Below are 13,969 nucleotides of genomic sequence, written 5' to 3' on the forward strand. Positions count from 1 at the left end.
GGGCACCTCGAATAACGCGAGGTTTTCAGTGAATCCGACCGCCAAATGATGGCCATGATCGAATTCGGTTCGATTTCTGCGGCGAATCACCGCTTTCTGGGCGGTGTCGCCCCGTTTTTCTTCCGAATCGCCCTCTGCAGCGGCGATTCGGCCCACTCCGGGCGTCAGAAGGCCTTGATTCCCGCCTTCTGGAAGTACACCAGCCGCTTCAAGTTGTAGCAGGCCGCCATCATCGTCATCGCAAAGTTCGCGCGCCCCTGTCCGATGGTACGGATCAACTTGCCGCCCATCTGCTCGATGCTCGCGAACACGTGCTCCACTCGGGCACGCGTCTTGGCGATGCGGTGGTTGCGCCGTTGCTGACACTCGGAAAGGGGCTTGTTGCGGTACCCCTTCCTCTGGATCTGATTACGATAGCCGTGATCCTTGAGCCAGCCCTCCCGGTCTGCGCTGGTGTGGCCTCGGTCCGCATAGACATCGCGGCTCGTGTTGCTCCGGTCGATGAGCGCATCGAAGTGCTTGCTGTCATGGACGCTGGCCGTATCAGTCTCGAATTTGCGGATGATCTTGTACTTCTTGTCCACGTTGACCGAGAGCTTGTAGCCGAAGTGGTTCTTGCCGTGCTTCTGCGTCCAGGTGGCATCCGTATCCTTCTGGCGCCGTTTGGCTGGCTTCCAGTTAGCCGGCATCGCGCCTTCCCTGACCAGCTTGTTCTCCTCACGGCTGTTACGTTGCTTGGGAGCAGGCACCAGCGTGGCATCGACGATTTGGCCGCCGCGGGCGATGAATCCGTGCCGGAGCAGTTGGGCCGTGACACCGTCGAACAGGACCTTCGCGCCGGCGTCGCCGATGCGGTTCTCGAACGTCCACACGGTCGTTCGATCCGGAATATTGACCGCGCTGGCCAACCCGCAGAATCGCTTGTAGCTCATCCGGTCAAGCAACTGGTACTCCATCTGTTCATCCGACAGGTTGTACAGCCGCTTGAGCACCAGAATCCGCACCATCGTCTCCGTCGGATACGGCGGGCGACCGCCTTGAGGGCTGACAGGGCGCGGCGCTACCCGATCGACTTCCGCCGCAAGTGCCGCGAAATCGATGTACGACTCGATCTGGGCCAGCGGATCTCCAAGCGTGTCGATCTTCTTCCGATGATGTTCGTCAGCGAACAGGTCCGTCTTGATGGCAGTGCGCTTCTTCATGGCTGGTGTCAGAGAACGAAATCAGGACAACGCAATTTTACCAATCGCAGGGGGCCGAGGTTTTTCGAGGTGCCCTGAAGGAAGTCTGCTACGCCCCGAGCGTATGGGAAGGCTGGCAACGCTGGCGGGCCTGGCTACGGCATGCCCGTGACAGGGGCTTAGCGCTTCGCCAAAAACCTCAGGCGCTATATCCGCGGCATCCTCGCCAGCGCCCGTTTTCCCATGCATACCAGCCTGCTGGAGGGCGTGAACAACCGAATCAAGGTGATCAAGCGCATGGCCTATGGTTTCCGGGGCTCGGACTACTTCTTCCTGAAAGTCAAGGCTGTCTTCCCCGGGAAAGCGCGATGAACCTTTTTTATCGCTGCCTTGATCAAATCGACAGGTGGTTATGCGCGATTGATGATTTGCTCAAATACAGCCAGCGTGCTGTAGATTTTCTCTCATACCCCCCCTTTCTTTTTTACAAAGAAAATCAATAATTTAGATGAAATAAGGGGATCGGTATAAGCAATGGCATGGCGGTTGCTAGCTATACGAGACTTAAAATAAAAATAGTGGTGACCCTTCAATGTTGTATTTTCTCAACTCTGTTCAGATTGGTTGCTTTCGCCATGTATATCCTCAAAGCGGGCCAGCCGTAGCCGTTACGCCTGGAGTCTGTGACGCTGGCCTAGTGCTTTCTGAGGGCGAGCCCAAGCAGGCTAGCCCGACCACCAATTTTGGTGAGGCCAAGGTCATTGGCGTGCGTGCGACTTTGCGCACCATTTTCGTCGCAGTTATCGGCTTCATCTCTCGTGATAGGGGTTATAGATGCCAGTCCAACGGTGCGGCTGCATCAATCTTCAATCTCATCGCTAACCTCAACCGACTATATGCCCAGGTCTGCAACGATATATCCAGCCTGTCGCGCATTCGCTCGAGCCTTAGTCATCTACCGCAGTCACAGCTGCAGCGACATTACTAACTAGTCGTGTCGATCTCGGAAGCTGTGCGTTTGTTGCCGAGAACTTGGCTGCATGTGATGCATTAAGTGATTTGATATCGCCGTCCTTGCTACCTATAACATTTGACGTCTACATAGGTGATTCAATGCTCGCGATAAGGAAAACTAAAGCAGGGCCAGGAGGGCTATCTGTCGATGATGTGGCCGCCCCTAAAGAGGCCCACAGTACTGACGTGCTGGTGAAAGTTGAAGCGGCCGGTATCTGTGGTACTGACTTGTTGATCTATAAATGGGGCGAGTTCGCCAAAAGAATGAAACTCCCCACTATCTTGGGTCATGAAGTTAGCGGGGTGATTGAACAGGTCGGATCTGACGTTAAAGGTCTAAGGCCTGGGATGCGCGTCAGTCTGGAGAGTCATCTCCCTTGTGGAACGTGCTACACGTGTCGACGCGGTTGGGCGCATGTTTGTCCTAAGACGCGGTATCCGGGGGTCGACTTTGATGGAGGCTTCGCGTCTTTCGTTGTGGTTCCGGAAAGCGTGTGTTGGCCGGTGCCGTGCGGAATTCCTCCGCTCCAGGCGGCAATGATGGAGCCGTTCGGGCTTGCGGTGCATGCAAGTCTGGAGGGTTCTGGGGTTTCGGGATTGAATGTTCTTGTTTCTGGTTGCGGTCCGATCGGACTTATGAACATTGCAGCCGCCAAAGCACTGGGAGCAAGCAAGGTCATTGCAACGGACATTCATCCTCTGCGCCTCACTGCAGCAGCCAAAATGGGGGCGGATGAATGCATTAATGCAACTGAAGAGAGCGTTTATAAGACTGTGCGTTCGCTGCTCGGTGAGAGGGGAGTAGATGTTGCAATTGACTATTCTGGGCAAGCAGCGGCGTTAAAGGAGCTTATTCAATCCATCACCCATGGTGGTGAGTTGCGACTGATGGGCGTCCCGTCACATGATATTTTGCTCAACTTAGAGGAGTGGCTTTTCAAAGGCCTTATTGTACGTGGCCTGCATGGCAGGCGTCTGTATGAAACATGGGAGCGTTCAACTAGCTTATTGGTTACAGGGCGTGTTGATTTGTCTTCGCTCGTATCGCATCGATTGCCACTATCGGCGGCAGAGGATGCGTTCGAAATGGCCCTAAATGGTCAGTCCTTGAAAATCCTGTTTGAGCCCAATGGCTCATGTATCTAATTTATAACTTTGAAGTTAAGGAGGCATAATTATGCGGGAAACAAAAGAGCAGCCTATCTGGTACGGGAAGGTGTTTAGTTCTAATTGGGTAGAGGCGCGGGGAGGTGTTGCCAATGTTGTCGATCCGTCCAATGGAGACATTCTTGGCATTACGGGTGTTGCTAACGGCGAAGATGTCGATGCTGCTGTGAACGCAGCTAAGAGAGCGCAAAAGGAATGGGCCGCAATACCATTTAGTGAAAGAGCCGCCATTGTCCGCAAGGCTGCCGAAAAACTAAAGGAGCGCGAGTATGAATTCGCCGATTGGAACGTACGGGAATGCGGCGCAATTCGTCCGAAGGGCTTATGGGAGGCCGGAATTGCGTATGAGCAAATGCATCAAGCTGCGGGTCTAGCTTCTTTGCCTAACGGTACATTGTTTCCATCGGCAGTTCCAGGGCGCATGAATCTTTGTCAGCGCGTTCCAGTTGGCGTGGTCGGCGTAATTGCACCTTGGAATTTCCCGTTGTTTCTAGCAATGCGTTCGGTAGCACCAGCCTTAGCGTTGGGTAATGCGGTGATCTTAAAGCCCGACCTTCAGACTGCTGTCACCGGGGGGGCGCTCATTGCCGAAATCTTTTCCGACGCTGGCATGCCGGACGGTGTTCTTCACGTTCTTCCTGGTGGAGCGGACGTAGGAGAGTCAATGGTTGCGAACTCCGGAATTAACATGATTTCTTTTACCGGGTCCACACAGGTGGGCCGGTTGATCGGAGAGAAATGCGGGAGAATGCTGAAAAAGGTTGCGCTTGAACTGGGTGGTAATAATGTCCACATCGTGTTGCCTGACGCCGATTTAGAAGGGGCTGTCAGCTGCGCTGCTTGGGGTACGTTTTTGCATCAGGGCCAAGTGTGCATGGCCGCCGGACGTCATTTAGTACATAGGGACGTTGCTCAGCAATATGCAGAGAAACTGGCGCTACGTGCCAAGAACTTAGTGGTGGGGGATCCAAACTCGGATCAAGTGCATCTCGGCCCGCTTATCAATGAGAAACAGGTAGTTCGCGTCCACGCGCTCGTTGAATCTGCGCAAAGGGCCGGTGCTCAGGTTTTGGCGGGAGGTACGTATCAAGATCGCTACTACCAAGCTACCGTAATCATGGATGTGAAGCCGGAGATGGAGGTTTTCAAATCTGAAATTTTCGGCCCGGTGGCTCCGATCACTGTATTTGACAGTATTGAAGAGGCGATTGAATTGGCAAACTGTTCGGAGTATGGGTTGGCCGCATCTATCCATACTAGGGCGTTGGCGACTGGTCTAGACATCGCAAAGCGTCTAAATACCGGTATGGTCCATATTAATGACCAGCCAATTAACTGTGAGCCGCATGTTCCCTTCGGAGGAATGGGTGCCTCGGGTAGCGGAGGCCGGTTTGGCGGACCTGCAAGTATTGAAGAATTTACTCAATCTCAATGGATTAGTATGGTTGAGAAGCCAGCTAATTACCCATTTTGAGTCGACAATAATAAAGTAGGAGGATATATGGACACGCTTCGTTATTACCTGATTCCTGTTGTTACTGCTTGCGGGCTGATCGGATTTTACTATGGTGGCTATTGGGTTTGGCTTGGGGCGGCAACATTCCCTGCACTGATGGTGCTTGATGTCATTTTACCGAAGGATTTTTCGGCCAGAAAGGTAAGTCCCTTTTTCGCAGACCTTACCCAGTATTTGCAGTTACCATTAATGATCGGTCTATATGGGCTCCTTGTCTTCGGAGTTGAAAACGGGCGTATCGAACTTAGTGAGCCGTTACAAGTGGCAGGGTGCATTCTTTCTTTGGCTTGGCTTAGTGGTGTGCCAACTCTTCCGGTTTCGCATGAGTTGATGCATCGTCGCCACTGGTTGCCTCGGAAAATGGCGCAGCTATTGGCTATGTTTTATGGTGATCCGAACCGAGACATTGCCCATGTCAACACGCATCACCTTTACTTAGATACGCCTCTCGATAGCGATACTCCGTACCGTGGTCAGACAATTTACAGTTTCGTGATCAGTGCGACAGTTGGTTCCGTCAAAGATGCGATAAAGATTGAGGCTGAAACTTTACGTAGAAAAGGACAGTCACCGTGGAATTTGTCCAACAAAACATATCAATATGTCGCACTTCTGCTCGCTCTGCCTGGCTTGGTTTCTTATCTGGGCGGGCCAGCATTAGGGTTGGTTACGATTGCTTCGATGATTATTGCGAAAGGGATAGTCGAGGGTTTTAATTACTTTCAGCACTATGGTTTAGTACGCGATTTAGATCAGCCTATCCTCCTGCACCACGCGTGGAATCATATGGGAACAATTGTGCGCCCGCTGGGTTGCGAAATTACTAACCATATCAATCATCATATTGACGGCTATACACGGTTCTATGAGTTGCGTCCGGAAAAAGAAGCCCCGCAGATGCCTTCGCTCTTTGTGTGTTTCCTTCTAGGGCTTATTCCGCCTCTTTGGTTCGCTCTCATTGCAAAACCAAAGTTGAGAGACTGGGACCAGCGGTACGCAACTCCAGGTGAGCGCGAACTGGCTATGGCTGCAAATAAAAAAGCGGGATGGCCACTGTGGTGTGAAAGTGAACTGGGTCGGGTGGCTAGCATTTGATAATACAGGCAGTCTAAACCGTTTCGACTGAGACCGTAGATAAGCGAAGAGCGAACGAACTCTACGGTCTCTTTTTGAAAAAAACGTTCCAAATGGGACAAAGTTTCCGTTTTTTCTAATTAACGGGCGTCTAACTGAGCGATGGGTTTATGAATGAGTTTTTTAAGAAAATCTCTGGTTTATTTGTGCCGCCTCCGGAATCTACCGTTTCAGTCAGAGGGCAGGGGTTTCAGTTTAAGGTGCCACGCGGGCAAACCATTCTGGAAAGCGCTCTGCATCAAGGAATTGCCTTTCCGCATGATTGCAAAGTCGGATCTTGTGGGACATGTAAATATAAACTGATATCTGGCAGGGTCAATGAGTTGACCTCTTCTGCTATGGGTCTGAGTGGCGATCTGTATCAGTCCGGCTATCGTTTGGGTTGTCAATGCATACCAAAAGAAGATCTCGAGATAGAGCTAGACACAGTGCTCGGGCAGGCGTTAGTTCCAATAGAAACGAGTGCCTTGATTAGTAAGCAGAAACGGCTGGCGCACGATATAGTCGAGATGGAAGTAGTGCCCGATAAGCAGATAGCCTTCTACCCCGGCCAGTATGCAGATGTAGAATGTGCAGAATGCTCTGCTGTAAGGAGTTATTCTTTTTCCGCTCCGCCCCAACCTGACGGCTCCCTGAGCTTCCATGTTCGCCTTGTCCCAGGTGGAGTTTTCAGTGGTTGGCTATTTGGTGGCGATCGTACAGGAGCGACACTAACCCTGCGAGCGCCTTATGGACAGTTCGGGCTCCATGAGAGCAATGCCACGATGGTCTGCGTAGCCGGCGGAACGGGGCTTGCTCCAATTAAATGTGTTTTGCAGAGCATGACCCAGGCCCAGCGAGAGCGTGATGTGTTGTTGTTCTTTGGAGCTCGTCAACAACGTGACCTATATTGCCTCGACGAAATAGAAGCGCTGCAACTCGATTGGGGTGGGCGCTTCGAGCTTATTCCAGTTTTGTCCGAAGAGTCTTCTACGTCGTCATGGAAAGGGAAACGTGGCATGGTAACCGAGTATTTTAAGGAGTACCTCACTGGGCAGCCTTATGAAGGATACCTTTGCGGGCCGCCCCCTATGGTGGACGCTGCCGAGACCGAGCTCGTTCGACTTGGTGTTGCGCGGGAATTAGTGTTTGCGGACCGTTTTTATAATAGACCTCCTTGCTAGCAGTAGCAGAAGCTTACAAGTTTAACTGTGGTTCGATGCATAGTCTAGCTTACGGTATTCGAGCTAATCGGTGAGTTAATGATTGGAATCGTCTTGCGGCCAAAAATTGATGGCAGTGAGATAAATAGGTTGTTGTCCAAAAGGTTGGTAAAGATCGGTTTATAACTTTAGTCTAAAATAAAGAGGGAGATGGAAATGGAAATCAAAGCAGCAATAGTTCGCCAAAAAAATGGCCCGTTCTTACTTGAGCATGTAGCTCTTAATGAGCCAGCTGAAGATCAGGTTCTCGTTAGATTGGTTGCAACCGGGCTGTGTCATACGGATCTGGTTTGTCGCGATCAGCATTATCCGGTTCCACTACCGATGGTATTTGGGCATGAAGGGGCTGGTGTGGTTGAGCGGGTTGGGTCCGCGGTCAAAAAGGTTCAGCCGGGCGACCATGTTGTTTTGACATTTTATACCTGCGGGAGTTGTGATGCTTGTCTTTCCGGAGACCCTACCAGTTGTGCAAACTCATTTGGCCCTAACTTTATGGGGCGCTCGGTAACCGGGGAGTGCACCATCCACGATCACCAAGGGGCAGAGGTGGGAGCAAGCTTTTTTGGGCAGTCCTCCTTTGCGACATATGCGCTATCTTATGAACGTAACACTGTGAAGGTTACAAAAGACGTACCGCTTGAGTTGCTTGGGCCTCTTGGTTGTGGCATTCAAACTGGCGCAGGGTCTGTTCTGAATGCGCTTAATCCGCCAGCGGGTTCTGCTATCGCAATTTTTGGTGCTGGGGCAGTTGGTCTTTCGGCCGTGATGGCTGCCGTTGTAGCAGGTTGTACCACCATCATCGCTGTCGACGTTAAGGAAAACCGGCTGGAACTAGCCAGTGAACTTGGGGCGACGCACATTATTAACCCGGCCGCTAACGATCCCATTGAGGCGATCAAAGAGATATTCGCTGACGGTGTTCCGTATGTATTGGAGACTAGCGGTTTGCCCGCCGTGCTTACGCAGGCGATCCTCAGCTCTGCTATAGGCGGTGAGATCGGTATTGTAGGGGCGCCACCTATGGGGGCCACGGTGCCCGTTGACATTAACTTCCTGCTATTCAATCGTAAGCTTCGTGGAATCGTTGAGGGTCAGTCGATCTCGGATATTTTCATTCCCAGGCTGGTGGAGCTTTATCGCCAGGGGAAGTTTCCGTTTGACAAGCTGATTAAGTTTTATCCTTTTGATGAAATCAATCGAGCCGCCGAAGATTCGGAAAAAGGCGTGACGCTTAAGCCGGTACTCCGGATTGGTTGACGCGTGCTGGTAGAAATGCGCGGCCCGTGTGGAACTTTTCCAACGTTGCGTAGAGAATGTGTTGTTCGATGTTGTTTTCCCCATATAAAAACGTTAATAAACGGTGAAGCATATGAAAATAAAAAATTTACCCAATAAAGTAATTAGTGGTGCGATCTTGGGTATCGCATCAAGCCATGCGATAGCGACGGATGGTTTGTTCTTGGAGGGCTTTGGAGCAATTTCTAGGAGCATGGGTGGAACGGCTGTTGCGCATTATGTCGGGCCCGCGTCGATGATGGTCAACCCAGCGACCATGGATTTATCTGATTCTGCCGGCGAACTGTTGCTCGGATTCGATCTTATCACTACAGACATTGGCGCCACTAACCCGGAGACCGGGGAACATGTGTCGTCGAGTGACCATTCGAACAACAGAGGACCCTATGTTGCCCCCCAGTTTGCTTATATCCACAAGGTTTCCAACTGGACCTTCGGTGCGGGCGTGTTTGCACAAGCCGGTGTAGGGGTGGAATATGGGAATGACAGTTTTTTGTCGCGCGGTGATGTTGGTGGAAAGGGTTATGCTGCCGGGGCGGACACCGGTCTTGAAAATGCTAGCCGTTTGTTTATCCTTGATATACCTTTTGCTGCGAGCTTTAAAGTTAACGATCGCCTGGCCATTGGCGGTTCACTTGATGCCAAGTGGACTGGCTTGAATCTTGATTATTTACTTGGAATGAACCAGCTAGGGAGTCTAGCGGGGGATGGGCGAGCGTCCGGCTCCTTAATGGGGGTGATTGGAACCTTGCCCGACCCACGGGGTGTCCATTTGAGCGTTAGCAAAAACAAAGAGATGTCGAGTGGCGTTGATGGGTGGGGGTATTCGGCCAGATTAGGGTTATTGTACAAGGTGGCCCCCACAACGAATGTGGGTGTCTCCTACATGTTCAAAAGTCACATGAACGACTTGAAAGGGAAGGGGACTGTTACAGCGGTGGACGGTATTGCCGGTAATGTGCCTATCGAAGGCGAGGTTCGGTTTTTGGACTTCAATACGCCAGCCAAGCTTGATGTGGGTATCAGCCATCAGGTCACGGATAAATGGTTGATCGCTTTTGATGTTTCTCGCGTTTTCTGGAAGGATGCTTTGAAGGACATTAAATTGGGGTTCGCCAGTGGGATGGGCGATGTTGACTTAAAGCTGCCGCAGGATGCCAAGGATCAAACGATCATGGCGATTGGCACGTCGTATGCGGCAACCCCGCGTTTAACCCTGCGAGCAGGATACCGTCATGCCACGCAGCCATTCAATGACGAAGGGCTGCTGGCGCTGATTCCAGCAGTGCTACAGGATCATGCCTCTTTAGGATTTAGTTATCAGTTATCCAAATCAGGCAGATTCGATGCTGCCTACTCGCACGCCTTCAAGGAAAGTATGACCAACCGGTCGGCTTACAACACCTCATCGCCCGTGAAATCGTCCATAGCGCAAGATAATTTCGTCCTGGCCTATAATTATTCATTCTGATTAAAACGCTTATCGTAAGCTTCTGAAGTTCGAACTAATCAATTTGAGCCGCTATCTTTGTTGGCTCAATCTTCGGGTTCAATAGCTATCTGGTTAACTAGCCTGGTAGGCATGAGTGGCTACTGAGATGTGCATTGCAGGTCAGGTTGGTGGCGATAAGTCTTGATGCTGGCTTAAGATCATAATATTAGCAAGGAGGCGGACTGAAAGTTGCACTTGCGTATTCGTTAGCGATACTTCTTGACCGTCTTTGAGCGAGCAAGTAAGTCAATGTGCTATCGATGGAATGAGCTTACTGGAAGACCGCTGGTTTTCGTCGTTGCTATATTCTAGCAATGCCACATTATTGGGGGCGGCGAGTGGCGGCCGTCATTCTATAAAGACACCAAATTGAGGAGCAACTGATGGAGCTTGTGAAGTGGATATTCTGGTGGATGGTAGCGGCTGCTTCGGGCGGGTTGCTTTTAGCCCTGCTGACGGCTATAAAGGTGCGTTACCCTTCGTGGTTGAGGTTGGCGCACGGTGGGCTCGCCTTCGCGGGACTCGTGACGCTGGTCTATGCGTTGTTTAGCGGCGGGCCCGATGCTTCGATTCCGCAGGCCGCTTTCTGGGCGCTGGGCCTGCTGGTAGCAGCCTTTCTGGGAGGGGCGTTGTTTTTTGGGGTGCTGTTCCGTAACGCCAAGCCTTGGTGGGCGATCATCGGGCACGGCGGCTTGGCGTTGGCGGGCGTTGTCGTGCTATTTATGGCCGCCTATTAAGGCGCGAGGGTGCCTTGCACCTGCACCGTCTGTTTGGTGGCGCGGATTATAGCTGCACAACAGTTCCGATAGTGTGGACGTGGGCGCATCAGTTTTTTTGGGGGTATAAAGAGCCGACTCAGGTGGGGGACCAGTAAGCGCACCTCATGAATTAACCCGGCTTATTCATGAGGCCGACCTGAAAACGAAGATAGCGGATGGTATTCTCTCGGAAATTCAGTGTGTTCCGCCAAGAACATGAACCAAGACAGCCATCCGCTATGGGGGAAAGCTTTCCGCCTGGACGCCCTCCTGAAACGGCGCTGTTCGTGTCGAGCTGAGCGGCCAGCGCACCACCAGCGACAGCGGTGCTCTGTAAGCCCCTAGCTCAGGGTCGGCTGTCTCAAGCCACGCTGTCGCGGCTGCTGACCTGCATGGGGCGAAATGACAACATCGATGCTGTGCATGAAGACCTGCTGCTGTTGGTGGTCTGGCGTCTGACCTCGCTGAAGCATGGCCAACGCCCCGAGCAGCTGACGCTGGACATCGACGGCGTGCCGATCGATGTCCACGGCCACTAGGGTGGCTCGGCGTTTCATGGGCTTTACAGCGCACGGATTTACTCACCGCTGGTGGCTTCGCTGGCCGAAACGGGCGACATGGTGGGTGGCCTGCTGCGCAGCCACATCGGCCTGCAGAAGCTGGCGGCACCGCACCTGAAGCGGCCACCGGGCCGTCAACCCGAGCAGCCTCGGGAGTGGTGCCACGACCTTGAGTACCAGGCTGGTTCCTGGCCGACGCCACGGCGCGTGGTGCTGGTGCTGGTGGTGCAGGAACGCCCCGATGACCTGTTGGTGCATGCCTTCTTCCTGGTCACCAACCTCGGCAAGTTCGACTGGCCATCGGAGAAGATCCTGGCGCTCTCCGCAAGCGAGGCAGCGCCGAGGCGTACATGGGCAAGGTCAAGTCGGCGCTCGCCGCACACCTCTCATCGACTGATCGCGGCGCCTCCACTGTCTAGGACGCGATGGCCCGCAACGAGGTGAGCCTGCTGCTCAGCCTCTACGCCGGAGCTGTGGCGCCCACCAAGAGCGCTGCAGAAAAGTTTAAGTTGTGTATGCCATCGAGACGGCAGGAGGGGTCTGGCGAATAGCACGGCGCAACTGGTGACACTATTCGCGCTGTCGAATCGGTGGATGGCACGCCCGCATTTACTGACGAACGCAGGAGAGGTGCGCCTGTAGTGAGGGGAATGGCTACCGCGAGTTGCTCGCGGCGGCTGATTGATTTGCCGCTTTTAAAATCAGCGGAGGCTGAAGTCAGCCAGAAATGCATGGCTACTTCAGAGGATCTTTAGCACCGCTGCCTAGTAGCCTGTCGGACTTGAGTTCACGAGAGGGGCATCAGGAGCGAAGGCGAAGCCATTCGTCCGCTGCCGGCAGCGACGTGCCTACGAGATCCAGCGGTCGAGCAGGCTAGCGGCGTCATCCGGTGCGGGGCGTGCTTGATAGCGTTGGCGCAATGCCTCTTTCAGGCGCAAGGCACGCGCTGTCTTCAGGCCGCTGCGCTGCAGCCAATGCATGCTGTCGATCTGTTTGCGATACCAGTGCGCCGCGCGCTTGAGCAACGCCCAACGACTGCCTTTTAGCTCCGGCGCGAGCTTCACTTCCGCACGCCGAACCTGGTCGAGCGCCCGACTGGCCAGCGCCACCACATGAAATGGATCGAAGGCGAGGCGCGCCTGCGGATGCTGCTTGGCCGCGCCCGCCTGGAAGGCCCTGGGCAGTCGATACCAATGTCGGTGATCGCGTCGGGCTCGCCACCATACGCACGCAGATCGGCTGCGAACGTCGCAAAGGTCTGGGCATCCCGGCCCGGCGTGGCGAACAGCAAGCGCCGCGCATCGGTATTATGGAACAACGTCACGTAGAGCGCTGGCCGCGACGGGGGTTAGTCTCGTCCACACACGGCCGCCGCGCCGCGCTGAAGTTCACTGCGTGCACCCCACCCACGGCGGTGGGCATCGATGAGACGCGAAACTGGAAGAAGTGCAGGTGCTGCCAACGGCGCTCGCCCCGGTCGTGGATTGGCTGCTCCGGCGCAGGGCACGCCGGACACGGCAAGCGCTAGCTTGGCACTCTACGAAGTAGATCACGTGAATCCGGTTCGCAGCCCGTTCCGATTGTTTGCGGCAGATTCCAGCCGACCACCGCAGCATCTCACCATCCAGACGACTGCGGAACGGCGTGATGATACCCCTTGGCAACCCGCTGCCCCCTTGCCGCCGTGTGCCGGCCTTGGCCTTGGCGCTGATCATCGCGCTGGCCGGCGCATCGCCCGCATCGGCCGGCGATGCTGCCGCTGAACACGAGCAACTGGCCGCGCTCGCCCGCCAACTCGACCTGATCGACCGCCTGGCCGAGCACGCCGCCAGTACCACGCCGCAGGCGCGCGCCCGCTACCACTTCGACTACGCCCGGCTGCGTGCCGACCTGACGCGCGTGCGTACCGGCGTGCAGGACTACCTCGTGCCCCAGCGCGCCCAGCCGCGCGATCCCGTCCCGCTGGCCGGCGATTACGTCCGCCGTGAGCGCGCCGACGACGAGGAGCCGTCGCCATGACGCCCTCTGCCGATCAGGTCGCCGCCTTCCAGGCCAACGGCGGCTTTGCGCCTTCGGCCGTCTCCGCCGTGGTGCTGGGCTTCGTGTTCGCCGTGTTGCTGCTGTGGGGCGTGTGGGCCGTGCGCACCGCCTATGTCGGCTGGGCCGAGCATCGCATCACCGAACGTCAGTTCCTCGCCGTCGTCGTGCGCTTCGTGGCGATGTACCTGGTGCTGGCCTTCTTCCTCCTGTCCTGACCGCCACGAAGGGCCATACGCCATGAGCACGCCACCGACATCCCATCGCATTCCGTCCCGTATCGCCGCACCGCTGCTGCCGCTGGCGCTCGCGGGCCTGCCGCTGTCGGCCTTCGCGCAGGGCCTGCCGACCATGGAAGACCCATCGCGCGGCCAGGGCAGCGGCATCCTGCAGACCCTGCAGAACTACGGCTACGACATCGTGCTGCTGATCGCGCTGCTCGTGGTCGCCTCGATGTTCATCGGTGTCTGCTATCACGCCTACACACGCTACTCGGAGATCCACACCGGCCGCGCCACCTGGGGCCAGTTCGGCCTGACGGTCGCCGTGGGCGCGATCCTGTTGGTGGTCGGCATCTGGCTGCTCACCAAAGCCACCGGCGTGCTGTAAGGG

General features: G+C 54.7%; 12 protein-coding genes and 4 pseudogenes. 14 read left to right on the forward strand and 2 right to left on the reverse strand.

What is annotated here, in order from left to right:
* Positions 1-164: 164 nt before the first annotated feature.
* Positions 165-1,202, reverse strand: coding sequence for an IS5 family transposase (locus ACTJJN_RS25265; RefSeq protein WP_023082810.1), 1,038 nt, complete (start codon positions 1,200-1,202; stop codon positions 165-167).
* 59 nt (positions 1,203-1,261) lie between these two features.
* Here ACTJJN_RS25265 and ACTJJN_RS25270 point away from each other — a divergent pair.
* From ACTJJN_RS25270 to ACTJJN_RS25320, 11 genes and pseudogenes are all read left to right on the forward strand, one after another.
* Positions 1,262-1,553 (forward strand): annotated as a pseudogene (locus tag ACTJJN_RS25270) (transposase); the annotation flags it as partial.
* Between the two features lie 741 nt (positions 1,554-2,294).
* Positions 2,295-2,693: pseudogene (locus tag ACTJJN_RS25275) on the forward strand (alcohol dehydrogenase catalytic domain-containing protein); the annotation flags it as partial.
* Positions 2,694-2,735: 42 nt separating this feature from the next.
* Positions 2,736-3,341 carry a zinc-binding dehydrogenase gene (locus ACTJJN_RS25280; protein WP_229637852.1) on the forward strand — a complete coding sequence of 202 codons (606 nt, stop codon included), beginning with the start codon at positions 2,736-2,738 and terminating at the stop codon, positions 3,339-3,341.
* Between the two features lie 31 nt (positions 3,342-3,372).
* The gene (locus ACTJJN_RS25285; protein WP_011005931.1) at positions 3,373-4,836 is read left to right on the forward strand and encodes a benzaldehyde dehydrogenase; all 1,464 of its coding nucleotides are present in this window, start codon (positions 3,373-3,375) and stop codon (positions 4,834-4,836) included.
* 27 nt (positions 4,837-4,863) lie between these two features.
* The gene (gene xylM / locus ACTJJN_RS25290; RefSeq protein ID WP_011005930.1) at positions 4,864-5,973 is read left to right on the forward strand and encodes a xylene monooxygenase subunit XylM; all 1,110 of its coding nucleotides are present in this window, start codon (positions 4,864-4,866) and stop codon (positions 5,971-5,973) included.
* 149 nt (positions 5,974-6,122) lie between these two features.
* Positions 6,123-7,175: a 2Fe-2S iron-sulfur cluster-binding protein gene (locus tag ACTJJN_RS25295; protein ID WP_011005929.1), complete on the forward strand. Its 1,053-nt coding sequence runs from the start codon at positions 6,123-6,125 to the stop codon at positions 7,173-7,175.
* Positions 7,176-7,370: 195 nt separating this feature from the next.
* Positions 7,371-8,471, forward strand: coding sequence for an NAD(P)-dependent alcohol dehydrogenase (locus ACTJJN_RS25300; RefSeq protein WP_011005928.1), 1,101 nt, complete (start codon positions 7,371-7,373; stop codon positions 8,469-8,471).
* 112 nt (positions 8,472-8,583) lie between these two features.
* Positions 8,584-9,981, forward strand: coding sequence for an OmpP1/FadL family transporter (locus tag ACTJJN_RS25305; protein ID WP_095159411.1), 1,398 nt, complete (start codon positions 8,584-8,586; stop codon positions 9,979-9,981).
* Positions 9,982-10,385: 404 nt separating this feature from the next.
* On the forward strand, positions 10,386-10,739 hold the full coding sequence (locus tag ACTJJN_RS25310; protein WP_011005926.1) for a hypothetical protein: 354 nt from the start codon (positions 10,386-10,388) through the stop codon (positions 10,737-10,739).
* A gap of 221 nt (positions 10,740-10,960) precedes the next feature.
* Positions 10,961-11,736, forward strand: a pseudogene (locus ACTJJN_RS25315) (transposase); the annotation flags it as partial.
* A 118-nt stretch (positions 11,737-11,854) separates the two neighbouring features.
* Positions 11,855-11,962 (forward strand): annotated as a pseudogene (locus ACTJJN_RS25320) (IS5/IS1182 family transposase); the annotation flags it as partial.
* A 206-nt stretch (positions 11,963-12,168) separates the two neighbouring features.
* On the opposite strand, the gene ACTJJN_RS25325 reads toward ACTJJN_RS25320, so the two are convergent.
* Positions 12,169-12,504, reverse strand: a complete 336-nt coding sequence (locus tag ACTJJN_RS25325) for a transposase (RefSeq protein ID WP_081262894.1) — start codon at positions 12,502-12,504, stop codon at positions 12,169-12,171.
* 463 nt (positions 12,505-12,967) lie between these two features.
* Here ACTJJN_RS25325 and ACTJJN_RS25330 point away from each other — a divergent pair, with 463 nt between their 5' ends.
* Genes ACTJJN_RS25330 through ACTJJN_RS25340 form a run of 3 tightly spaced genes read left to right on the forward strand, consistent with a single transcriptional unit; the run spans position 12,968 to position 13,966 of the window.
* Positions 12,968-13,339: an RAQPRD family integrative conjugative element protein gene (locus ACTJJN_RS25330; protein WP_011005922.1), complete on the forward strand. Its 372-nt coding sequence runs from the start codon at positions 12,968-12,970 to the stop codon at positions 13,337-13,339.
* Entirely contained in the window at positions 13,336-13,575 is a 240-nt protein-coding gene (locus ACTJJN_RS25335) for a TIGR03758 family integrating conjugative element protein (RefSeq protein ID WP_011005921.1), read from the forward strand. Before ACTJJN_RS25330 ends, ACTJJN_RS25335 begins: the two co-directional genes overlap by 4 nt.
* Positions 13,576-13,597: 22 nt before the next feature.
* Positions 13,598-13,966 (forward strand): TIGR03745 family integrating conjugative element membrane protein, encoded by a 369-nt coding sequence (locus tag ACTJJN_RS25340; protein WP_011005920.1) that lies wholly within the window; start codon positions 13,598-13,600, stop codon positions 13,964-13,966.
* The last annotated feature ends 3 nt before the right edge of the window (positions 13,967-13,969 follow it).

This window comes from Pseudomonas sp. 22515 (assembly GCF_052044625.1).
Classification (GTDB): Bacteria; Pseudomonadota; Gammaproteobacteria; order Pseudomonadales; family Pseudomonadaceae; genus Aquipseudomonas; species Aquipseudomonas alloputida.

What these genes read in the sequence shown, in the direction of transcription:
- ACTJJN_RS25265 (WP_023082810.1), bottom strand. Translation starts at nt 1,202, where the DNA reads ATGAAGAAGCGCACTGCCATCAAGACGGACCTGTTCGCTGACGAACAT.
- ACTJJN_RS25280 (WP_229637852.1), top strand. Translation starts at nt 2,736, where the DNA reads ATGGAGCCGTTCGGGCTTGCGGTGCATGCAAGTCTGGAGGGTTCTGGG.
- ACTJJN_RS25285 (WP_011005931.1), top strand. Translation starts at nt 3,373, where the DNA reads ATGCGGGAAACAAAAGAGCAGCCTATCTGGTACGGGAAGGTGTTTAGT.
- xylM (WP_011005930.1), top strand. Translation starts at nt 4,864, where the DNA reads ATGGACACGCTTCGTTATTACCTGATTCCTGTTGTTACTGCTTGCGGG.
- ACTJJN_RS25295 (WP_011005929.1), top strand. Translation starts at nt 6,123, where the DNA reads ATGAATGAGTTTTTTAAGAAAATCTCTGGTTTATTTGTGCCGCCTCCG.
- ACTJJN_RS25300 (WP_011005928.1), top strand. Translation starts at nt 7,371, where the DNA reads ATGGAAATCAAAGCAGCAATAGTTCGCCAAAAAAATGGCCCGTTCTTA.
- ACTJJN_RS25305 (WP_095159411.1), top strand. Translation starts at nt 8,584, where the DNA reads ATGAAAATAAAAAATTTACCCAATAAAGTAATTAGTGGTGCGATCTTG.
- ACTJJN_RS25310 (WP_011005926.1), top strand. Translation starts at nt 10,386, where the DNA reads ATGGAGCTTGTGAAGTGGATATTCTGGTGGATGGTAGCGGCTGCTTCG.
- ACTJJN_RS25330 (WP_011005922.1), top strand. Translation starts at nt 12,968, where the DNA reads ATGATACCCCTTGGCAACCCGCTGCCCCCTTGCCGCCGTGTGCCGGCC.
- ACTJJN_RS25335 (WP_011005921.1), top strand. Translation starts at nt 13,336, where the DNA reads ATGACGCCCTCTGCCGATCAGGTCGCCGCCTTCCAGGCCAACGGCGGC.
- ACTJJN_RS25340 (WP_011005920.1), top strand. Translation starts at nt 13,598, where the DNA reads ATGAGCACGCCACCGACATCCCATCGCATTCCGTCCCGTATCGCCGCA.